The organism is Xylocopilactobacillus apicola (assembly GCF_033095985.1).
GTDB lineage: Bacteria > Bacillota > Bacilli > Lactobacillales > Lactobacillaceae > Xylocopilactobacillus > Xylocopilactobacillus apicola.
Genome location: NZ_AP026802.1, coordinates 1,129,689 through 1,150,738, shown reverse-complemented (window position 1 = coordinate 1,150,738; position 21,050 = coordinate 1,129,689). Strand labels below are relative to the sequence as shown.

The following is a 21,050-nucleotide window of genomic DNA, read 5'->3' as shown; positions in this document are numbered from 1 at the left end:
ATGGAAATACGGTGACAGATTTGAAAAAAATTAGATATTTGCCCCTAATTTAGAAAAATAGTAAAATAACTATAAAAGGATGGAGGAGAGAAAATGTTAAAAGAATTCAAAAATTTTATTGCCAGAGGAAATATTTTCGATTTAGCTGTCGGAGTAATTATTGGTGGAGCCATGACCAATTTGGTCAGCTCATTGACTAAAAATTTGATTAATCCCTTGCTTTCAATGTTTGTGGGGAAAACTGATTTAGGTCGACTACAACTGACAATTTTTGGTGCTACTTATAAGTATGGGGATTTCTTAAATGACGTGATTAATTTTTTGATTATTGCTTTTGTGGTTTTCCTTCTTTTAAAAGCAATGCGGAAAGTTTTTCCACCAAAACCCGCTACACCTAGTACAGAAGAAGAACTTTTAACAGAAATTAGAGATCTTTTAGCCAAAGATGATGCAAAATAATAGGAATCTAGTATACTATATATAGATGTATTTGAACCTGCTTGATTTTTAAGAATCAATGCTTTATGTTGATGGCACTTGTTCATTAGCATAAGTGGTGTTGGTTTTTTTTATGGAAATAAATAAAGAAGAGGATATAAATGATAAAAAAGTTGTTGACTAATCTGGGAGAATATAAAAAAGATAGCATTATCATCCCTATTTATGTTACAGGAGAAGCAGCGATGGATGTTATTACTCCGATGATTATGGCAATACTAATTGATCAGGGGATCAACAAAGGAAATCGTCAAGCTCTTTTAACAAATGGTCTTGCGTTAGTTGTGTGTGCGGCTTTGTCTTTTTATTTTGGAGTTAAGTCTGTTCGAACAAGTGCTGAAGTTGCGGTCGGATTTGCTCGTAATCTGAGGCACAATATTTTTGCGCGAATTCAAACGTTCTCATTTTCTAATATTGATCGTTTTTCTCCTTCAAGTTTAGTCACCCGGATGACAACCGACGTTACCAATATCCAAAATGCTTATCAGATGGGGATTAGAATTATTGTTAGAAGTCCCTTAATGATTATTTTTGCTTTAATTGTGACTTTTTTTATTAATCCACAATTAGCACAAATTTATTTGTGGGTTATTCCGTTTTTGGTGATTGGGATGGGAATTGTCATTCATTTTGCTCATCCTTTGTTTAATGTTGTTTTTCGGATTTATGACAAATTAAATAACGTTGTTTCAGAAAATCTACAAGGCATAAGAGCAGTTAAATCATATGTAAGAGAAGATGAACAGGAAGAAAAATTCAATGAAGTTTCAAAAAAAATCTATCAAACTTTTATGAAAGCTGAACAAATTGTGGCTTTTAATATGCCAATTCTACAAGTGGCTGTTTATACCTGTATGCTTTTAATCTCTTGGTTCGGTGCGCAATTTATCGTTGATGGAAAAGGATTTACTGAGGGGCAGCTTTTAAGCATGTTCAGTTATACGATGGAAATTTTAATCAATTTAAATATGATGTCAATGATTTTTGTCATGATTTTGATGTCTCGACCTTCTGTTGAGCGTGTTGTTGAAGTGTTATCTGAACAAAGCGATATAAAAAATCCAGCAAACCCCGTGACAAAAATCCCAAACAGCAGTGTTGAATTTAAAGATGTGAGTTTTAGTTATCAAAATGAAATGAACAATCTTGTTTTAAAAAATATTAATCTCAAAGTTCAACCAGGAGAGTTGATTGGAATCTTAGGAGGAACAGGAAGTGCTAAGTCAACTTTGGTTCAACTAATTGCGCGACTTTACGATGTAACCGATGGTGAAATTAAAGTGGGCGGTCTGAACGTGAAAAATTATGATTTAGTAGCATTGCGTGATCAAGTTGGCATGGTACTTCAAAATAATGTACTTTTTCATGGGACTATTAAAGAAAATTTAAAATGGGGTAACTCTCAAGCTACAGATGATGAAGTAATTTCTGCAGCAAAAATTGCTCAAGCAGATGGATTTGTCCAAGAATTTCCTGAAAAATACGATACGATGATTTCTCAGGGCGGAACAAATGTTTCGGGCGGACAAAAACAAAGGTTAACTATAGCTAGAGCATTACTTAAGAAACCTAAAATTTTAATTTTAGATGATTCAACCAGCGCCGTTGATACGAAAACTGATCGAGAAATCAAAAAAGGTTTACGTGAAACAATTCCTGGAACTACAACTTTTATTATTTCTCAACGGATTTCATCAATTGAAGATGCTGATCGGATCGTTGTCTTAGATGACGGTGAAATCAATCAAATCGGGACAAGTGACGAACTGTTAAAAACTAATCGAATTTATCAAGAAATTTATCAATCTCAGCAGAAAGGATTTGGTCAAAGTGCAGGCAAGTAAAAAAATTATTAATCGCCCCCATCATCCTCTGAAAACATTTGGGCGATTAATCGGATATCTCTTGGAGAAAAACAAACTTAGGATGACTATTGTCTTTGTTTTGATCATAATTAGCGCGTACGCTAACGTATCAGGAGCACTTTTTCTTCAGACGGTCATTGACCAATACATTACGCCACTTTTAAAGCAAAATAATCCCAATTTTTCTGGCTTATTAAAAGCAATTACGACAATGGGTTTTGTTTATTTGGCAGGAATTTTCGCCAGCTTGGGTTTTAACCTTTTGATGGTTAAAATAAGTGAGGGAACGCAACAAAAAATTCGAAACCAAATGTTTAAGAACTTAGAAAATCTTCCTGTAAGTTATTTTGATCAGAACTCACACGGTGACATTATGAGCCACTTTACTAACGATACAGATACCTTGCGCCAAATGATTTCCCAAAGTATTCCGAACCTTGGTTTATCTGCAATTATGTTTATTTCCATTTTTATTGCAATGATTAGCATCAGCCCTGCATTAACACTTTTTGTGGTTTTTACACTTACAATTATGTTTTTCATCACTAAATCTTTAACCAGTAAAAGCGGAAAATATTTTACTGAACAGCAAAAAGATTTGGGCGAAGAAAACGGGTTCATTGAAGAGATGATTCATGGTCAAAAAGTGGTTAAAGTATTTAACCATGAGAATGCCGCTATCGAAAATTTTGATGAAATTAACGATCGACTGCAAGAAAGTTCAACTCAAGCTAATGTTATTGCAAATACTTTAATGCCAGTCATGTTCAATTTACTTAATATGCAATATGTTTTGTTGGCAGTAATTGGAGGAATGTTTAGTTTGTATGGAATCTCTACATTTACTGTTGGAATGCTTGCAGCATTTTTACAGCTAAGCCGTTCACTTGAACAACCAGTTTCTCAGTTTGCTCAACAAATCAATTTCATTGTAATGGCGTTAGCAGGGGCTGAGCGAATTTTTAACCTAATGGATCAAAAAACTGAAAGTGATGATGGTACAGTAACTTTAGTTAAATCGGAAAAAACGGCTGACAATTCTGAATCATGGTCTTGGAAAATTCCTCACCATGACGGCAGTATTACATATTCTAAGCTGACAGGTGATATAGTTTTCGATCACGTATCATTCGGTTACGTTTCGAGCAATATAGTTCTTCACGATATTAACATCCATGCGAAACCTGGTCAAAAAATAGCTTTAGTTGGAGCAACAGGTGCTGGCAAAACCACTATTACTAATTTGCTGAATCGTTTTTACGAGATTCAAGAAGGACAGATTACATATGATGGGATTAATCTGACAAAAATTGAAAAAAATTCTCTAAGGCACTCCTTGGGCATCGTTTTGCAGGACACAAATCTTTTTACTGGTACGATTGAAGACAATATTCGTTTTGGTAAGTTAGATGCTACTAAAGATGAAATTCTTAGCGCTGCAAAATTAGCTAATGCCGATCTGTTTATAGATCATCTTCCAAAAAAATATGAGACTTTACTACTAAATAACGGTGAAGGATTGTCGCAGGGTCAGCGCCAGCTTTTAGCAATTGCACGAGCTGCCGTTGCTGATCCTCCTGTCATGATTTTGGATGAAGCGACATCAAGTATTGATACTCGTACTGAACGTATTGTTCAACAAGGAATGGATCGATTGATGAAAGGACGTACTGTTTTTGTAATCGCTCATCGTCTTTCTACGATTCAAAATGCGGACGTTATTTTAGTGATGGACCATGGAAGAATTATTGAACGAGGTAATCACGAAGATTTACTAGAAAAGCATGGGATGTACTATCAATTGTTCACGGGTAAAGTAGAATTAGAGTAACCATTTTTAAAAAGTTGAACTCTTCAATCTTTAATCGTTGATGCCTCACATATGTTATAATTAGATCAATTAGGAAATGCATTTTTCCTTTTAGCTTTAGGAGGTATTCATGGCAAAAAAAATTCTTGTTGTGGACGATGAAAAACCAATCACTGACATTATTAAATTTAATTTGAATAAGGAGGGGTTTGATGTTGTCACAGCATTTGATGGGGAAGAGGCACTTGCCAAATTTAAATCGGAAAATCCTGATTTAATTTTGCTTGACTTAATGCTCCCAAAAATTGACGGACTAGAAGTATCTCGCCAAATCAGAAAATCAAGTAATACACCGATTATTATTATTTCCGCCAAAGATGATGAAATTGATAAAATCATTGGACTGGAATTAGGAGCTGATGACTATGTTACAAAGCCTTTTTCAAACCGTGAGTTAGTTGCAAGAGTAAAAGCCAACTTACGACGGAGTGATATCGCACCTGCAGCAACTAATAAAAGTTCTAAACTAAAGATTTCTGATTTAGAAATTGACACCGATGCCTATACGGTGAAAAAGAATGATAAGACAATTGAACTGACAAACCGGGAGTATGAATTGTTAGTGTATCTAGCTCGTCATGTTGGTCAAGTGATGACCAGAGAACATTTGCTCCAGAAAATTTGGGATTATGATTATTTTGGTGATGGTCGGACAGTTGATGTAACAATTAGAAGATTACGGGAAAAAGTTGAAGATTCACCAAGTAATCCAACATTTTTAATTACCAAAAGGGGAATTGGCTATTATTTAAATGATCCATCAAATAATGAGTAAGATTTTTAATTTTTTTAGATCACTTACTTTTAAGATTGCGATAGTTTTCATTTTGCTCCTGCTCGTAACAGTCGAGATCATAGGGGCTTATTTTGTGAGGACTAGTCAAAATCAAGGGGTCAGAAATTTTCAGACAACGATTGATAACATTTTTCCAAACTATGTATTAAATCAATTGGGAAACGATATTATTAACCCCAATGTGACTCAAGGAAATAGTGATATTCAAAATGTTTTAAATTACTCTCAAGAAAACGATGTCACTTCCTTGCAAGTTGTTGATAAAAAAGGAACAATTAGGGGTGATTCTAATATAAATAATCGGGCTCTAATTGGTCAAAAAACCACTAATTCAGATATTAAAGACGCACTTTATAGCGGACAACCTCAAAGAAAACAAGTTTTTGATCGTAGTTATGGCAATACCTATGTTCTTGCAATGCCAATTAAATTAACGAATAATTCAACTAATGCAAATACAACAGTTGGCGTAGTTTATGTAAGAGCTAGTATGGAAAGCGTCTATAATAATGTTTCGAGAATGATGATTATTTTCTATACTGCAACTGTTGCTGCTGTTTTCTTAGCAATAATTTTAGCGATTATTATCAGTCGAACGATGACTCGTCCAATTGATGACGTCAAAAACCAGGCCATTAAATTGGCTAAAGGTGACTATTCAAGTTTAGTACCAGTTTATTCTTCTGATGATTTAGGCCAACTAGCCCAATCCATTAATGAATTTTCTCTTCAAATTAGAGAAGCGCATGATTTAAGTCAACGGGAAAGAAATCGACTTGATTCAGTTTTGTTTCATATGACTGACGGAGTCATTGCCACAGATCGGGTTGGGAAAATTTCAATAATCAATGAACGTGCTTTAGAGTTTCTTAATTTAGAGCGCGAGGAAATTGTCGGCAAATCAATTCTTGAAGTTTTAAAACTTGATGACCAGTATTCAGTTAGAGAAATTTTAGAGCAACCTCATGGAATCAAAATTGATCAAAATCACGGGCAAGAAGATGAATTGATTTTAAATGTTGATTTTGCGACTCTAAAAGCGGCAAATGGCTATATCACTGGCTTAGTCTGCGTTCTCCACGATATTACAGAACAACAAAAAAACGATCGCGAACAGCGCGAATTTGTTTCAAACGTTTCTCATGAATTAAGAACTCCTCTAACTAGTATGAGGAGTTACCTTGAAGCCTTAGACGATGGTGCTTGGCAAGACAAAAATTATGCTCCTAAATTTATCAATGTCTCCTTAAATGAAACTAACCGGATGATTAGAATGATCAATGATCTATTAAATTTATCGCGTTTAGATCGTGGGACTTTTAAGCTTAATTTAGAATATATTGATTTGATTGAATTTACTAATTTTGTTCTTGACCGGTTTGATATGATGATTAAAACTGATGGGGGAGATCACCAAAACAGTAAAGCTGTTAGCGATTTTGAGGACTTAAATAAGAAAAAATATCGAATCATTCGTCGTTACGATCGAAGTTCGATTTGGCTTGAAGTCGATCCTGATCGTTTAATGCAGGTTATCGATAATATCATTAACAATGCGATCAAGTATTCACCTGAAGGAGGAGAAATTAGAGTTGAGATTAAAACCACTGATCACAACGTAATTTTTGCAATTACTGATCAAGGCCAAGGAATCTCTAAAAAGGAACGAAGTAAAATTTTTAATCGCTTTTATCGTATTGAACGTGCTCGTTCCAGAATGAATGGAGGAACTGGTCTCGGACTTGCAATCAGTAAGGAAGTAATTGAGACTTTAGGCGGTCATATTTGGGTGGAATCGAAAGAGAACGTTGGCTCAACTTTTTCTTTCTCACTGCCTTACGATTGGCACAAATGGGAGGATCAAAATGCATAAAATTTTTATTAGAATCTCCTTAACCGTTTTGATATTTCTTAGTTTCTATTTGTCCTTCATTATCTGGACCAACAATGGCGGATTAAGAAAAAATGCGGTTATTTCAAGTAAGAATATGACACAAGTTGACTACTCACGTAATTTAACAAATCTTTATACTCCTATTAAAATTTTCTACGTTGATCAAGATAGCAACAAAAACTTAATCCCTGGCCGAACAAACGAAGTTACAGCTGAAGTCAAACGACGCTTAAAGAATTTAAATTTAAAAAAATTATCAGCTTATAATGTCGATACCAATAAACATTACGAATCGATTATTGATAATAACAATAGCGTTCAACTCTATTATCAATCTCCTTTAAGTATCAAGATTTTAGCTCAGGTCTTTGGCTTTAAATTTGACAAAGACATTGGAGAATTTCCCGCTAATCGGATTATTATTGCTGAAGTTTCTCCAATTGAATGTGAAATCTATTTTGCTAATGACAAAACGAGGAAATATTATTATTCAAGCCTTAATTTAGAGACTGACAAAATTTTTTCTCTTGCCAAAAATGCTAAAAATCGGATTTTAATTAAAGAGCGAAAATCTCATGACAATTTTATCACGCTTTTTCAAAGTCCTGTTCCATTAAAGTCTTATACGTATTTGATTAAAACCTTAGATGATAGTTACTACGTATCTAGCTTTATGTCCAACGATGGTTCGGCCGGACTAACTTTTGATAGCAAGACTAATACTTACAAAAAAGGATTGACCAAAACACTAACAATTGATAATAAAACGGGTACCGTTCATTTCGTTGATTACCATCTAGAAGAAAAAGACGTTCCTCATGATTTGACTTCTCTATTAAATTTAAGTAAAGGAGTTATGCAGATTATTGGCAATCCTTTTAATAGTTTTCGATATTTTTCAAATCCAGAACATAATCGGGTGGTTTTTCGTAGTTATATTGATGGATTTCCAGTATTTTTTAGTCAAAAAAATGGAGATATTTCTCTTTCGTGGGGCAAAACGTCTGAATCATTGTACTTTGCAAATTCAACTTTAGAAGTTCCAATTTCTACGTCACAAAACAGTAGAATGCTTGAAGAAACTGATACCTTAATTGAAAAGTTAAACCGTAAGGGTATTGCAACCAAAGATATTCAAGATATTCAAATTGGGTATTCAATGGTTAAAAATCGTGAGAGTACTGAAGTAGTCGATTTATTACCACAATATTTTGTTAAATTGAATGGAACATACCGTGCGGCTGCAACAATTCTTAATCAGAATTTAGGAGGCAGCTAATGAACTTTAAAAGAATCGAAATCCTTTTTATATTTGTTTTCTTTTTCTTAGACATTTTCCTCTTCTTTAACTATCAGCAAACCGTTAATGTGCAGTCAAATTCAGAGAAAGAGACCACAGTCACTGATGCCATTAACGAAATGCGTAAAGATAACATTTCAGTTCCAAAGGTTTCTTCGACCAGGAAACAAAAAGGCTACTTATTATCATATTCTCATACAGGTGCTAATAATAACGAGAAAGATTCAGCTGCAACAAATCTTTTGCAGAAAAAAGTTACTCTTAAAACTCCTATTACAATTTCTAAAAAGAATCCAGTGGAGGACTTAAAGAAGTTTATCGAGAATAATAGTGAAATAAACCATGCGCAAGATTACGTTTATAGCAAAGATCTAAGTTCAGATAAACATTTTGTTTTTGTCCAGAAATTTCAAAAGAATCTGTTTTATGATCTAAATGGGCAACTGTCTTTTGATCTTAAAGGAAATGTTATTTCTGATTATTTAATTTCACACATCGATAGTTTAAGTGAATCTAAAGAATTTGAAACAATTATGTCGGAAGAAGAAGCAATTGTAAAATTATATACGTTAAATGAAATTCCAAATAATACTCGAATTTTGTGGCGCCAGCTAGCTTATTCGTGGATGCTTGAAGCAAATAACGTTTCAGTTTATGTTCCAACATGGTACATCGCACTACAAAATAAAAGAACCAAAAATATTACAATTGAAAAGATAAATGCCTTTACCGGTGCTCTTTGGAAAGCGAGTTTTTAATTGATTGAAGGAAAAAATGTTTGTTAGTATTTTAGCAAGTTCTAGTAAAGGTAATGCAACATATATTGAAAGTAAGAAAGAAAAGATTTTAGTTGATGCAGGTCTTTCGGCAAAGAAGATTCAAAATGCTCTTGGAAAAATAGGGAGGTCAATGAACGATGTTAATCATCTATTTGTCACTCACGAACACAGTGATCATGTTCGCGGAGTGGGGGTTCTTGCCAGACGTTATCCCAATTTATTAATCTATGCAAATCTTAAAACTATGCAGGTTATGGCAACTAAAGTGGGAGAAATTCCGGCCGACCAATTGATTGATTTCGAACCAGGACAAACGATTTCAATTGGCGATATTGATGTTGAAAGTTTTGGCGTATCACATGATGCAATTTTGCCTCAATTTTATCAATTCCATTGTGATAACAAATCATTTGCCATATTAACTGACACAGGATATGTTTCAGATAAAATAAAATATCAAATTCGTAACGCCGATATGTTTCTATTTGAAAGCAATCACGATTTGGAGATGCTTAGAATGGGACTTTATCCCTGGCCATTAAAACAACGAATATTAAGCGATCGCGGACATCTATCAAATGATGAAAGTGGGGAAGCGCTGGCCGATCTAATTGGCCTAGAAACTAAAAAAATTTTTCTAGGACACCTATCGCCGGAAAACAACATGAAACCATTAGCCCGTATTACCGTTGAAAATATCTTGATTGATGACGGATTTGCGGTTAATCACGATTTTGAGATTTTAGATACTGATCCAGAAAATCCAACCGATTTGTTAGAGGTTTAAGTTTTTCGGTAAAACTATTAAGAAATTTCATAATAATTTCAAAAATACAAACTAAGATTAATTTTGAAAATCAATAAGGAGCTAGTTCAAGATGGATAATAATTATCAAAGCAATAACAATTTGAACTCTGAAAATAATGAATTCTCGAAGCAACAAAAAAAATCCAAAGGAGGAGTCGGGATTAAAACGCTGACTCTAGTTGTCGTCATTGCAGCTTTGTTAGGTGGTGGAATTGGTGGGGCTGTTGTTCATTTGATGAATAATAAAAACCAGACCATCAAAACAACAACTGGCGCTACTACCCAACCAACAAAAATTAGCAATGTTGTTGTTAAAGAAAATTCTGATTCAGAAAAGGCCTTTAACAAAGTAAAAGATGCAGTTGTTTCTGTCATAAATTTACAAAAGCAACAACCAACTAGTAGTCTTTTCGGCGGAATTTTCGGTAGTCAAAGGGGAAATTCGTCCGGTAATAATTCTGGCAGCTTACAAGAATCTAGTGAAGGTTCTGGGGTAATTTATCAAAAAAGCAATGGACAAGCATTTGTAGTTACTAATAATCACGTAGTTGCCGGATCGGATAAGCTTGAAGTTTTACTTAGTGATGGTTCTAAAGTTAATGCTAAACTGCTTGGAACTGATTCGGTAACCGATCTAGCTGTTTTACAGATTGATGCAGCAAAAGTTAAAACAGTTGCGTCATTTGGCGATTCCAATGCCATTAGTCCTGGACAAAAAGTCCTTGCGATTGGTTCACCGATGGGGAGTAAATTTGCAACTTCCGTAACTCAAGGAATAGTTTCAGCTAAATCCAGAACAATCGATGTTAGTGATGAAGATACTGGTCAAACAACTGGTCAAGCAACAGTTATCCAAACAGATGCAGCTATCAATCCAGGTAATTCAGGCGGCGCCTTAATTAATATCGGCGGTCAGGTTATTGGGATTACTTCGATGAAATTATCTGGTAGTTCAAGTAGCACTTCTGTTGAAGGGATGGGCTTTGCAATTCCTAGTAGCGAAGTTGTTCAAATCGTTAATCAATTAGAAAAGAATGGAAAAGTTGCAAGACCAGCTTTAGGTGTATCGCCTGTTGATCTTTCAGACGTTTCATCAACGCAACAATCTTCAGTCCTTCACTTACCATCTTCTGTTAAAACTGGAGTTGTAGTTGTTTCATTAACTGATAATTCTCCGGCTGCTAAAGGTGGGGTTAAACAATACGATGTTATTTATCAAATTGACGGTAAAAAAGTTGACACTGTTGTTGATTTACGAACCCAATTATTCAAATATCAAATTGGTGACACGATTACTTTGAGTGTTTACCGTGGTAGTGAAAAGATGGATCTGAAGGTCAAACTAACAGAAACGGCTAAACAAGAAATAACCACCAAGCAAGGGCAAAATAACTAATAATAAAAAAGGCTAATTGCCTTTTTTTTGTAGGAGCACAAATGTTAAAAATAAAAATTATTGCGGTTGGAAAAATTAAGGAAAAATATTTTCAAGCAGGAATCGATGAGTATCAAAAAAGAATGCAAATTTTCGCTAAAACTGAATTAATTACAGTCAGTGAAGAAAAGTTTAACGGGACCCCGGGAGAACAGCAAATTAAAAAAATCGTTGAACAGGAGGCCTTAAGAATTAACGAACAGATTAAACCTGGTGAATACGTGATTGCTAATATGATTCAAGGAAAACAATTAAGCTCAATTGAATTCGCTAAAGAAATCTCCAAAATTGAATTAACCTCTTCTACTATTGACTTCATCATTGGTGGTTCTTATGGATTACCAGACAATTTTCAACGAGATCTGGCAATCTCTTTTGGAAAAATGACTTTTCCTCACCAATTGTTCCGTTTAGTCCTTTGTGAACAAATTTATCGGGCACTAATGATCAATAATCACCGCCAGTATCACAAATAATTTTTTAAAATTTTAAAAAAAATCGTGAAACGAGTGCAAAGAATCATAAAAAACTTTTAAAATATTGACCTTTTTTGCATTTTAAAATTGTAAATCATTTTAAAAACTAGTATAATGACTGAGTAAAAAAAATGAGGGGTAATATTAATGGATACAACTAAGCGTGCTCCAAAAAAAGTTTTAACTGAAGCTGATAAAGCTAAACTTGAAAAAGAGGCCCAAGCTCAGATCCAAAAACTAGTTGATCGAAGTAAGAAAGCTGAAGCAATATTTGCAACTTATAGTCAAGAACAAGTTGACAAAATTGTTGCTGCGATGGCTTTAGCAGCTAGTGAAAATTCACTAAGCTTGGCTCATGAAGCATACGAAGAGACTGGACGAGGCGTAGTAGAGGACAAGGATACAAAGAATCGTTTTGCCTCAGAATCAATTTACAACGCAATTAAAAACGATAAAACCGTCGGGGTAGTTAGTGAAGATCCTGTCAAGGGGCAAGTTCAAATTGCAGCTCCTTTAGGGATTTTGGCCGCAGTAACTCCTACTACAAATCCAACTTCAACAACCATTTTTAAATCTTTGATTGCAGCCAAAACTAGAAATACAGTTATTTTTGCATTTCACCCACAAGCGCAGAAATGTTCTTCACATGCAGCACAAATTATTTATGAAGCAGGAGTTGCTGCTGGTGCGCCTGAAGATTTTATTTTATGGGTTGAAAAACCAAGTATTCAAGCCACGTCTGCTTTGATGAAAAATCCAGGAATTGCTTCGATTATTGCAACTGGTGGCCCAGCGATGGTTTATTCAGCATTAAGTTCAGGTAATCCTTCGATGGGAGTTGGCGCTGGAAATGGAGCCGTTTTTGTTGATCATACCGCTAATATTCAACGAGCAGCTGAAGATTTATTAATCTCTAAACGATTTGATAATGGAATGATCTGTGCAACCGAAAATTCAGTGATTGTTGAGGCCTCAGTCTACAAAGAATTTATGGATAAGCTTGAAGAATTAGGGGCTTATGTAGTTCCAAAGAAAGATTATAAGAAGATTGAAGATTTTGTTTTCAATGATACGAATCATGTTAACGGGCCCGTAGCAGGGATGTCCGCAAAATGGATTGCTGAACAATCAGGCGTTAATCTTCCTAAAGATAAAGATGTGATGCTTTTTGAACTTGATTCAAAAAATATTGGTGAAAAATTGTCGTCAGAAAAATTAACTCCATTACTTTCCGTTTATAAAGCTAAGGACCGGGAAGATGGAATTAAAATTGTTCAAGGTTTGCTAAATTATCAAGGGGCTGGGCACAATGCAGCTATTCAAATCGGTTCACAGGTTGATCCATTTGTTAAAGAATACGCAGATAAGATTGGAGCTGCTAGAATTTTAGTCAATCAACCAGATGCAATTGGTGGAATTGGAGATTTCTATAACGATGCAATGCGTCCAAGCTTAACATTAGGAACTGGTTCATGGGGTAAAAATTCATTGTCACATAATCTATCAACATCAGATCTCTTAAATATCAAAACGGTTGCTCGTCGTCGTAACCGACCGCAATGGGTAAGAATTCCTAAAGATATATATTATGAAAGAAATTCAATTACCTACTTACAAGATATCAGCAACATGAAGCGAGCGTTTATTGTTGCTGATCCAGGAATGGTTCAGTTTGGTTTTGTTGAAAAAGTTATGGATCAACTTGAATTACGACTGGAACCAATTAAGACTTCACTTTATGGCACAATTAAGCCTGATCCGACTCTTGGGCAAGCAATTGAAATTGCGCAACAAATGGCTCAATTTAAGCCTGACACAGTCATTGCTTTGGGTGGTGGATCTGCTCTTGATGCTGCGAAAATTGCCCGTTATATGTATGAATATTCTTTTGACCATGAAGGCATCTTAGATGACATGGCGGGATTAAAAGAGCTGTTTACTGAATTACAACAAAAATTTATGGATATTCGTAAACGGATCGTTAAATTTGATGAACCTAAGCACTGTCAAATGGTTGCGATTCCGACAACATCTGGAACTGGTTCAGAAGTTACGCCTTTTGCTGTAATCACTGATGATGAAACTCACGTAAAATATCCGCTCGCTGACTATGAATTAACACCTCAAATTGCAATTATTGATCCTGAATTAGTTATGACTGTACCAAAGAGAACTGTTGCGTGGTCTGGACTCGATGCTTTGTCGCATTCATTGGAAAGTTATGTTTCAGTAATGTCATCTGAATTTACTCGGCCATGGGCGTTGGAAGCAATTAAATTGATTTTTGAAAACTTGGCAACCTCTTATAAGTATGATCCTCAGAACCCAACAAAAGAAGGGGAAGAAGCGCGAGTTAAAATGCATTATGCAGCTACTCTTGCTGGAATGAGTTTTGGTAACGCATTTCTTGGAATTAATCACTCACTTGCACATAAAACAGGTGGGGAGTTTGGTTTGCCTCATGGTTTGGCAATTTCGATCGCAATGCAGCATGTTATTCGCTTTAACGCGGTAACAGGTAATGTTAAACGTAGTCCATTTCCGCGTTATGAGGTCTACACGGCTCAAAAAGATTACGCAGATATTGCTCGTTCACTTGGTTTAAAAGGTAAAAACGACGCTGAGTTAGTCGATTCATTAATCAAAGAAATTCAAAAACTTTGTGAAGCAGTTGATGTTGATACTACTCTGAGTGGTAACGGAGTGAAGAAAAAAGATTTTGATAACGCTTTAGATAAATTAGTCGATCTGGTTTACAACGATCAGTGTACGCCAGCTAATCCGCGTCAGCCAAAACTTGAAGAAATTAGACAACTATTAATTGATCAATTCTAATTAAATGGTTAATCATGAAAACCCCTAGAGTGAAGTGCAGCAAAAAAGTTAGACGGTTTATAAAATATTAAACGTTTAAATAAGTGAATCATTTTATTCAAGTAAAATAAAGCATTACCAATTAATTTTTGGTTTTGCTTTTTTTATTATTTGTTTTTTTGAAAACACTAAATAAGACCTTTTCCTATAAAGATCATTTTCAACTTGGTTAATTTGGCTGCTGTCTTTCCTAAAGTCTACGCTGCCAGCTTCCTCTCTCGATACTCAATCGGTGTTAAGCCATTTTGTTTAATGAGATCCGCGATCGGCTGGCGGTTCAGCCTCTCTCTTTTCATGAGATTAAAGAAACTTTCCATCGGTGCATTATCATAGCAGTTTTTCTTGCATGACATACTAGCAGTTAGTCCCATTGCTTGGATTCTTTTTTGATACTGCCGCCTTTGATCTGAATGTATAATCAGAGCGACTCCGACTGGTAAAGAACTTTTGATCATGTCTAATGTTGCACTTAATTGTTCTTTGTTTGCTTAACTTGAAACAACTGTCCCGATGATCTCTTGGTTTGCTTCATCAATAACTGCTGATACATAGCCCCATTGTCCATTACTCAGCTTCACTTGTGCGATGTCAGTATGAATTACTGTATAAGGTTCTTTGGCATTAAACTTCTGATTTAAAATATTATCATTTACCGTTCCAATGTTTCCCTTGTATGAATGATAATTACTACTGTGACGAGAATAAACGGTTACCTCTAAGTCTAGTGATCCCATTAATCTGTTGATGGTCATGGGAGAACATTTAAACCCTGCTTTTAATGCACACAAATGAATTCTTTAAGTTTGTGATATTTATCAGACTTATTGTTGCGTTTTAGGCGGTCATAAAATGTCGCTCTTGGTAATTTTACTAATTTAAGCAGTGCCGTAAAGAATTTACTACTTGTGCTTTGGTTCCTGCGGATTGTTCTTCAAAGAGACAATTCCACCTTTGAACTTGCGATGGATGAATCCCAAAATGAGCGGCAATAAAGCTGAGACCTTGACCACTTGTTTGATAGTATTCTATCACAGCTAATTTTTGTTAATGAATATTGAGATTACAATTATTGATACAATATATTTATCTTCGAATTATTTCTGCAATTTGCATCGACCTGAAAAGATAAAAAACGATCCAACCCTTGGGCATATGGCTTTTAAAACTGAAGCAATGATTAAATTAACATAGGACAAGCCTTAATTTTTTTACTGGAGTTATCATTACCATCCCTAAATATTGAATTTCCCGACTATATTTTTGCGATAGTCCTACATATATAGATTTTTATCAAACTTAATTGTCAATAATTCAAGGGAAAAACGACGAAAAATTTGATGCCAGGCTTTCTTACTATTGCACAATTAATAACCAGAATATAGCGATAAAATTTCTCGATTAAGGGTTTTAAAAAAATTAAACGTAATTCTTATAATAAACATTCTAAGATTAGTAGTGGATAGATGGATTCGACGGAATCAACTATTCACTACTTTTTTTAATGATAAAGTAGGCGTGAAGTTGGCAAAAGTCGCAGGAGGTTTTGGCGCTCAGTCGTCGCATAAAAAACTGGCAACTTCATGATCTTTATTAAGGTCTGTTCTTAGAATGTTGGACGCAAGTCGTCGAGTATAGAAAATTAGATAAGTAAAGATTTAATGAACTGAACTTCAAGGAAGGATGTACTAAATAATGAGAACTGTTTTCGGAATTGATATTAGCAGCAAAACTTTAAATGTGGCCATCTCGGTTAATCAAAATGTCGTGAACCAATATAAATTTGACAATGATCAAATCGGTTTTGATCGCCTTTTAAATGATCTTAACTCGGTTAAAGAACCGGAGATTGTCTTTGAAGCAACAGGGGTCTATTCTCGCAGTTTACAAAGAATGCTACAAGATCATGGGTATCAATATACTTGCCTTAATCCCTTGGTTGCCAAGAAACAGTTGGATAGTTTACGTCCTCGTAAAACTGACGCAACTGATGCTTTCAATCTGGCTCAAACTCAGTTTCAATTTAACCGTAAACCCAGTTATCAGCAGGACCCCGTTTATGAACAGCTAAAAGATTTAAGCCGTTTTTACCAGGAAATCAATACTGATCTAGTTAGAGCTAAGACCAGGCTTCATCGAGTACTCCAGCTGACTTTTCCAAGTATCGAGAGAATTCTGAGCGCTCCTAATGGCACGCTCTATTGGAACTTGGTTAAGAAGTATCCTCTAAGTACGATGGTACCAGTGGACACAACTAAGGAACTTGCAGAAATTGTTCTTAGTTCTACCGACAAAAGAATGTCACAAGCCAGGGCACTAAAAATTGCTGTTAAATTGCAAGATTTAGCACAAACCTGTCATCCTGCTGTCAACAATAGTTCAAGTATAGTTAAACAGGTTCACTATTGGGCGGGTGAAGCACTTAGAATCCAAGATTTAAAGCATGAATTAATCCAGGAAATGACCAAATTAGCACAAGATCAACCAGAATACGAAATCTTACTTAGTATTCCAGGGGTTGGAGAGGTTACGGCAGTCCTATTTATTGCTGAAATTGGAGACATTAGACGATTTACGTCAGCTAATAAAGTAAATGCTTTTGTGGGAATTGACCTAAGACACTACGAGTCGGGAAATTACGAAGCAGCTGATCATATCAGTAAACGAGGTAATCCGTATGCCCGCAAGATTCTTTACCAGATGGTTATGAATATTGTGGCAGCAACAAGCACAAAAAGCACTAAACAGATGCATGTTGCAGATTATTACCGAAACAAAAAGCAATCTGCTTCGTCTCATTCGACTAAGAAGATTGCCATTGCTTCGATGCACCGCCTTCTCAGAACGACGTACATCTTGATTACCAAAAATCAGAAATATTCTTATAATCCGACGTCAAAGCGCCAATAGGTTATTTTTGATTACAAGAATAATATAGCACTATTTCAAAAAAATATTAATAGTGGTTATTTAGTGAACCTAAAAAAACAAACAAATCAGCTTTTCTATAATCCAAAAACGTAAATGAGTTAGTTTATGAAATATTGTTTCAACTTTGATAATCTGATTACCAAACAATATTTATTCGGTATTTTAACTAGACCAATTGGGGCTCACTGATTAAAAAAAGGCGGCAGTAACCGTAATAACTATCACATTTCGGATATTTAAGACATATAAAATCCCCAACTAGACCAGTAATAGAGGTTGGGGATAAATAAATTGCTATTTATAAAAGAATATTTCAAAATCGCTTGACTAATCGTAGAAAAACTTCTGTTTGTCTTCTGGAAACTTTTCTAACGATTCAAATAACGTTTTAGAAAATCTTGAGTTCGTGCTTCCTTAGGATTTTCAAAGATTTCATGCGGGTTACCATGTTCCAAGATCACTCCCTCATCCATAAATAGAATTTCATTTGAGATATCTCGCACAAATTGCATTTCATGGCTCACAATAATCATCGTCAAACCAATCTCGGTTAATTTTTTCATCGCATTAAGTACATCATCAACCATTTCAGGATCAAGAGCAGAAGTCGGTTCATCAAACAACAATACATCAGGATCCATTGAAACTGCTCTAGCAATTGCTACTCGTTGTTTCTGTCCACCAGAAAGCTGACTGGGTTTAGCCTCCAAAAATTGTTCCATCCCAACACTTTCGAGATTTTGAATAGCTGTAGTTTTAGCTAATTCATGATCTCTTTTTAAAACTGTTTCTTGTGGCACAATGCAATTATTTAACACTGTCAAATTATTAAACAGGTTAAAAGATTGAAAGACCATTCCTACTTTGGCACGATAGTGATTCAAATCAAAATTGGGATCTAAAATATTATTCCCTTGATAGATTATTTCACCATCAGTTGGATCTTCTAATAGGTTAAGGCAACGAAGCAAAGTTGATTTTCCTGAGCCTGAAGACCCGATAATAGAAATAATTTCTTCTTTCTCAACGTTAAAAGAAATATCTTTTAAAACTAAATGATTGCCAAAACTTTTCTTTAAATTTTTTATTTCGAATAATTGTTCGGTCATTTTTTACACCTGAATTTGATTAGCCATTAAGTTATACGTATTAGGGCCAGCCATTTTTCTTTCAAAGAATTTTAAGATCTGAGTAACCGTGAAAGTTAAGAACAAGTAGATCAAACAGATTACAAAAAAGCTCTGGAAGAATTGATAAGTCTGACCTGCAATGGTTTGACCGTTGAAAAAGAGCTCAGTAACCGAAATAATCGAAAGCACGGAAGTATCTTTAATGTTGATGACAAATTCATTCCCAACGGCTGGCAATGAATTTCTGATTGCTTGAGGCAAAATAACTTTTTTCATCATCTGAAAATGAGACATGCCAAGCGCTAGCGCACCTTCTCTTTGTCCTGGATCAACAGATTCAATTCCACCTCGCATAATCTCAGACATATATGCCCCAGTATTAATCGAAACAATTAACAGCGCAGCCGCTAATTTATTGACATCAATTTGAAAAGCCTGCGCCAAGCCGTAATAAAAAATTGCGGCTTGTACCATCATTGGAGTCCCACGGAAAACTTCGATGTAAACTCGAAATAAAAAATTAATTATTTTTTGTCCTATGCGTTTGCCTTTGGATTTGGCGAGAGGGACCGTTCGGACAATTCCTACTAAAAGACCAATTAAAAATCCAATAATTGTACCAAGTAAGGAAATCCAAAGGGTGGTTAAAGTTCCATTCCAAAGCAAAGTTCCGTATTTTTCAAAGATGTTTAAAAACCAATTAACTTTTTTTTCACTTGTTTGCGGTTGATTTTTAACAGCCCATGTCATCATTTCTTCTCTTTTAGAGTGGCTGATACCTGCTAAGATTTGATTAATCGTTTGAAGGTCAGGACTATTTTTTCTAAGTCCAACAGCAGAAGCATCATCAGCGCTCTCACTTTTAAACCCTTTGCCGTCAGCAAACTTTATCATTTTTAAAGATGGAATGGCATTTTCAACACTAATTCCCTCAGGTTCTTGTGCAACATATCCATCAATAACACCGCTTTGTAAAGCTGTTCTCATGGCCGAAAAGTCATTCATCGCAGTTTCTTGCTTAACACCATTGATTTGAGGAATTAAATCATATAGAAATGTGCTTAACTGAGATGTAATCTTCGCACCTTTAAAATCCTGAATCGAAGTCGCACTTGCGTAAGGAGAATTTTTACGAACGATCATAATTGGTTTTGAAACCAAGTAAGGTTCAGAAAAATCGACGGTTTTTCTTCGTTCAGCAGTTGGAGACATCCCAGCAATGATTGCATCGATTTTACCCGATGTAAGTGCAGGTGCTAACCCGTCCCAGACCGTTTTAACAATTACTAATTTTCGATCTAACTTTTGAGCAATAATTTTTGCAACCTGGACATCATATCCGTTGGCATATTGCTTTGAACCTTCAATCTTTACGGCACCGCCGCTATCGTCAACTTGTGTCCAATTGAAAGGAGGGTATCCTGCTTCCATTCCGACTTTAAATTCTTTCTTGGCTGCAGCAACAGGTTGGCTGCTAACGATTAGAAAAGAAAATAAAAACGAAAAAAAAATCAAACCCCAAAAACACTTTTTATTTTTTAAGCTCATTTCCTTGATCCCTTTTGTTTATTTAAGTACGTATTTTAGGGTTAAAATCCAATCGTGTCAATGTTTTTGAGAGTTTGGTGAGGAAAGGACTTGTATTATTGGTCAAATTGGCTATAATTGGAATGTTGTAATAATTTAGAGATAGGAGTTCAAATAATGGCAACACCGGCAAGAAGAACTTCGAAAACGAAGAAACGGATTCGTCGTGGCAATAAGAAACTAACAGCACCAGCTATTCATTTTGATGAAATCAATGGTGAATATAGTTTAAGTCACCACGTATCTCCAAGCGGAATTTATAAGGAAAAGCCAGTTTTACAAAGTAAAACCCAAAATCCTTCATAATTAAGTAATTAAAGATCAAGGGGTGACCTTGATCTTTTTTTTGAAAACTTTAAGCGAGGGAAAATGTCAATACCAACATGGGATCAATTACCAAATTTCGACTTGTATAAAGATCAAACTGTAAATGTAGTAAACGAAGCTAGTGCAGATTATGGCGGAATTATAAGTGCTTCAATGATCAACAATTACGTTAAACAAAAGTTAATTGATCCACCAATTAAAAAGAAATATAACCGGACTCATGTCGCTCAGCTAATTTTTATAAATTTGATGAAGGGAATTTTCACGCTTGAAGAAATCATTACTCTTAAGCAGCATCTTTTTCTTGAAAGTCAAATTGAAGATCACTACAATGAGTTCATTGAGCTGTTTAATGAGCGTTTAAGCCAAACAACTTCAATCGGGTCTGATTTGCCTCAAGTTCTTGATCAGTTATCAGGAATTTTAATTGCAAAAAGGCAAATAAAAAATCTTCTACAAGATCCTATTTCAGAACCTTAAAGA

Annotated in this window: 19 protein-coding genes; 14 read left to right on the top strand and 5 right to left on the bottom strand. The window is 35.1% G+C overall.

Features of this window, described 5'->3' with window-relative positions:
• The first annotated feature begins 93 nt into the window (after positions 1–93).
• The 11 genes from mscL to adhE all read left to right on the top strand — a co-directional run bounded on the left by mscL (position 94) and on the right by adhE (position 14,556).
• Entirely contained in the window at positions 94–459 is a 366-nt protein-coding gene (gene mscL / locus R8495_RS05730) for a large-conductance mechanosensitive channel protein MscL (protein WP_317636560.1), read from the top strand.
• A gap of 140 nt (positions 460–599) precedes the next feature.
• Complete coding sequence (locus R8495_RS05725) at positions 600–2,342, top strand: ABC transporter ATP-binding protein (RefSeq protein WP_317636559.1); 1,743 nt, start codon at positions 600–602, stop codon at positions 2,340–2,342.
• 82 nt (positions 2,343–2,424) lie between these two features.
• The gene (locus R8495_RS05720) at positions 2,425–4,194 is read left to right on the top strand and encodes an ABC transporter ATP-binding protein (RefSeq protein ID WP_317636558.1); all 1,770 of its coding nucleotides are present in this window, start codon (positions 2,425–2,427) and stop codon (positions 4,192–4,194) included.
• Between the two features lie 109 nt (positions 4,195–4,303).
• On the top strand, positions 4,304–5,008 hold the full coding sequence (gene yycF / locus R8495_RS05715) for a response regulator YycF (protein WP_317636557.1): 705 nt from the start codon (positions 4,304–4,306) through the stop codon (positions 5,006–5,008).
• Positions 5,001–6,902 (top strand): cell wall metabolism sensor histidine kinase WalK, encoded by a 1,902-nt coding sequence (walK, locus tag R8495_RS05710; RefSeq protein ID WP_317636556.1) that lies wholly within the window; start codon positions 5,001–5,003, stop codon positions 6,900–6,902. Before yycF ends, walK begins: the two co-directional genes overlap by 8 nt.
• On the top strand, positions 6,895–8,202 hold the full coding sequence (locus R8495_RS05705) for a YycH family regulatory protein (protein WP_317636555.1): 1,308 nt from the start codon (positions 6,895–6,897) through the stop codon (positions 8,200–8,202). Before walK ends, R8495_RS05705 begins: the two co-directional genes overlap by 8 nt.
• Complete coding sequence (locus R8495_RS05700; RefSeq protein ID WP_317636554.1) at positions 8,202–8,981, top strand: two-component system regulatory protein YycI; 780 nt, start codon at positions 8,202–8,204, stop codon at positions 8,979–8,981. The genes R8495_RS05705 and R8495_RS05700 overlap by 1 nt, the downstream gene beginning before the upstream one ends.
• 16 nt (positions 8,982–8,997) lie before the next feature.
• Positions 8,998–9,789, top strand: coding sequence for an MBL fold metallo-hydrolase (locus R8495_RS05695; RefSeq protein WP_317636553.1), 792 nt, complete (start codon positions 8,998–9,000; stop codon positions 9,787–9,789).
• Between the two features lie 91 nt (positions 9,790–9,880).
• A complete protein-coding gene (locus R8495_RS05690) occupies positions 9,881–11,206 on the top strand; it encodes a S1C family serine protease (protein ID WP_317636552.1) in 1,326 nt (441 codons plus the stop codon).
• Positions 11,207–11,247: 41 nt separating this feature from the next.
• Positions 11,248–11,721, top strand: coding sequence for a 23S rRNA (pseudouridine(1915)-N(3))-methyltransferase RlmH (gene rlmH, locus R8495_RS05685; RefSeq protein WP_317636551.1), 474 nt, complete (start codon positions 11,248–11,250; stop codon positions 11,719–11,721).
• Between the two features lie 147 nt (positions 11,722–11,868).
• Positions 11,869–14,556 (top strand): bifunctional acetaldehyde-CoA/alcohol dehydrogenase, encoded by a 2,688-nt coding sequence (gene adhE, locus R8495_RS05680; RefSeq protein ID WP_317636550.1) that lies wholly within the window; start codon positions 11,869–11,871, stop codon positions 14,554–14,556.
• Positions 14,557–14,792: 236 nt separating this feature from the next.
• Here the strand turns inward: adhE and R8495_RS05675 are convergent, their stop codons facing one another.
• The 3 genes from R8495_RS05675 to R8495_RS11170 form a co-directional block, all read right to left on the bottom strand.
• Complete coding sequence (locus R8495_RS05675; protein ID WP_317636654.1) at positions 14,793–15,050, bottom strand: hypothetical protein; 258 nt, start codon at positions 15,048–15,050, stop codon at positions 14,793–14,795.
• Positions 15,051–15,083: 33 nt separating this feature from the next.
• On the bottom strand, positions 15,084–15,347 hold the full coding sequence (locus R8495_RS05670; protein WP_317636549.1) for a hypothetical protein: 264 nt from the start codon (positions 15,345–15,347) through the stop codon (positions 15,084–15,086).
• A 118-nt stretch (positions 15,348–15,465) separates the two neighbouring features.
• Complete coding sequence (locus R8495_RS11170) at positions 15,466–15,627, bottom strand: helix-turn-helix domain-containing protein (RefSeq protein WP_425613258.1); 162 nt, start codon at positions 15,625–15,627, stop codon at positions 15,466–15,468.
• Positions 15,628–16,287: 660 nt separating this feature from the next.
• On the opposite strand from R8495_RS11170, the gene R8495_RS05665 reads away from it, so the two are divergent.
• On the top strand, positions 16,288–17,502 hold the full coding sequence (locus R8495_RS05665) for an IS110 family RNA-guided transposase (protein WP_317634545.1): 1,215 nt from the start codon (positions 16,288–16,290) through the stop codon (positions 17,500–17,502).
• 389 nt (positions 17,503–17,891) lie between these two features.
• On the opposite strand, the gene R8495_RS05660 is transcribed toward R8495_RS05665, so the two are convergent.
• Both R8495_RS05660 and R8495_RS05655 read right to left on the bottom strand, forming a co-directional pair.
• Positions 17,892–18,632 (bottom strand): amino acid ABC transporter ATP-binding protein, encoded by a 741-nt coding sequence (locus tag R8495_RS05660; RefSeq protein WP_317636548.1) that lies wholly within the window; start codon positions 18,630–18,632, stop codon positions 17,892–17,894.
• Between the two features lie 3 nt (positions 18,633–18,635).
• The gene (locus tag R8495_RS05655; RefSeq protein WP_317636547.1) at positions 18,636–20,201 is read right to left on the bottom strand and encodes an ABC transporter permease subunit; all 1,566 of its coding nucleotides are present in this window, start codon (positions 20,199–20,201) and stop codon (positions 18,636–18,638) included.
• Positions 20,202–20,357: 156 nt separating this feature from the next.
• Here R8495_RS05655 and rpmF point away from each other — a divergent pair, with 156 nt between their 5' ends.
• Positions 20,358–20,546, top strand: coding sequence for a 50S ribosomal protein L32 (gene rpmF, locus R8495_RS05650; protein WP_317636546.1), 189 nt, complete (start codon positions 20,358–20,360; stop codon positions 20,544–20,546).
• 63 nt (positions 20,547–20,609) lie between these two features.
• Complete coding sequence (locus tag R8495_RS05645) at positions 20,610–21,047, top strand: DUF1836 domain-containing protein (RefSeq protein WP_317636545.1); 438 nt, start codon at positions 20,610–20,612, stop codon at positions 21,045–21,047.
• The last annotated feature ends 3 nt before the right edge of the window (positions 21,048–21,050 follow it).

What these genes read in the sequence shown, in the direction of transcription:
- mscL (WP_317636560.1), top strand. Translation starts at nt 94, where the DNA reads ATGTTAAAAGAATTCAAAAATTTTATTGCCAGAGGAAATATTTTCGAT.
- R8495_RS05725 (WP_317636559.1), top strand. Translation starts at nt 600, where the DNA reads ATGATAAAAAAGTTGTTGACTAATCTGGGAGAATATAAAAAAGATAGC.
- R8495_RS05720 (WP_317636558.1), top strand. Translation starts at nt 2,425, where the DNA reads ATGACTATTGTCTTTGTTTTGATCATAATTAGCGCGTACGCTAACGTA.
- yycF (WP_317636557.1), top strand. Translation starts at nt 4,304, where the DNA reads ATGGCAAAAAAAATTCTTGTTGTGGACGATGAAAAACCAATCACTGAC.
- walK (WP_317636556.1), top strand. Translation starts at nt 5,001, where the DNA reads ATGAGTAAGATTTTTAATTTTTTTAGATCACTTACTTTTAAGATTGCG.
- R8495_RS05705 (WP_317636555.1), top strand. Translation starts at nt 6,895, where the DNA reads ATGCATAAAATTTTTATTAGAATCTCCTTAACCGTTTTGATATTTCTT.
- R8495_RS05700 (WP_317636554.1), top strand. Translation starts at nt 8,202, where the DNA reads ATGAACTTTAAAAGAATCGAAATCCTTTTTATATTTGTTTTCTTTTTC.
- R8495_RS05695 (WP_317636553.1), top strand. Translation starts at nt 8,998, where the DNA reads ATGTTTGTTAGTATTTTAGCAAGTTCTAGTAAAGGTAATGCAACATAT.
- R8495_RS05690 (WP_317636552.1), top strand. Translation starts at nt 9,881, where the DNA reads ATGGATAATAATTATCAAAGCAATAACAATTTGAACTCTGAAAATAAT.
- rlmH (WP_317636551.1), top strand. Translation starts at nt 11,248, where the DNA reads ATGTTAAAAATAAAAATTATTGCGGTTGGAAAAATTAAGGAAAAATAT.
- adhE (WP_317636550.1), top strand. Translation starts at nt 11,869, where the DNA reads ATGGATACAACTAAGCGTGCTCCAAAAAAAGTTTTAACTGAAGCTGAT.
- R8495_RS05675 (WP_317636654.1), bottom strand. Translation starts at nt 15,050, where the DNA reads ATGATCAAAAGTTCTTTACCAGTCGGAGTCGCTCTGATTATACATTCA.
- R8495_RS05670 (WP_317636549.1), bottom strand. Translation starts at nt 15,347, where the DNA reads ATGACCATCAACAGATTAATGGGATCACTAGACTTAGAGGTAACCGTT.
- R8495_RS05665 (WP_317634545.1), top strand. Translation starts at nt 16,288, where the DNA reads ATGAGAACTGTTTTCGGAATTGATATTAGCAGCAAAACTTTAAATGTG.
- R8495_RS05660 (WP_317636548.1), bottom strand. Translation starts at nt 18,632, where the DNA reads ATGACCGAACAATTATTCGAAATAAAAAATTTAAAGAAAAGTTTTGGC.
- R8495_RS05655 (WP_317636547.1), bottom strand. Translation starts at nt 20,201, where the DNA reads ATGAGCTTAAAAAATAAAAAGTGTTTTTGGGGTTTGATTTTTTTTTCG.
- rpmF (WP_317636546.1), top strand. Translation starts at nt 20,358, where the DNA reads ATGGCAACACCGGCAAGAAGAACTTCGAAAACGAAGAAACGGATTCGT.
- R8495_RS05645 (WP_317636545.1), top strand. Translation starts at nt 20,610, where the DNA reads ATGTCAATACCAACATGGGATCAATTACCAAATTTCGACTTGTATAAA.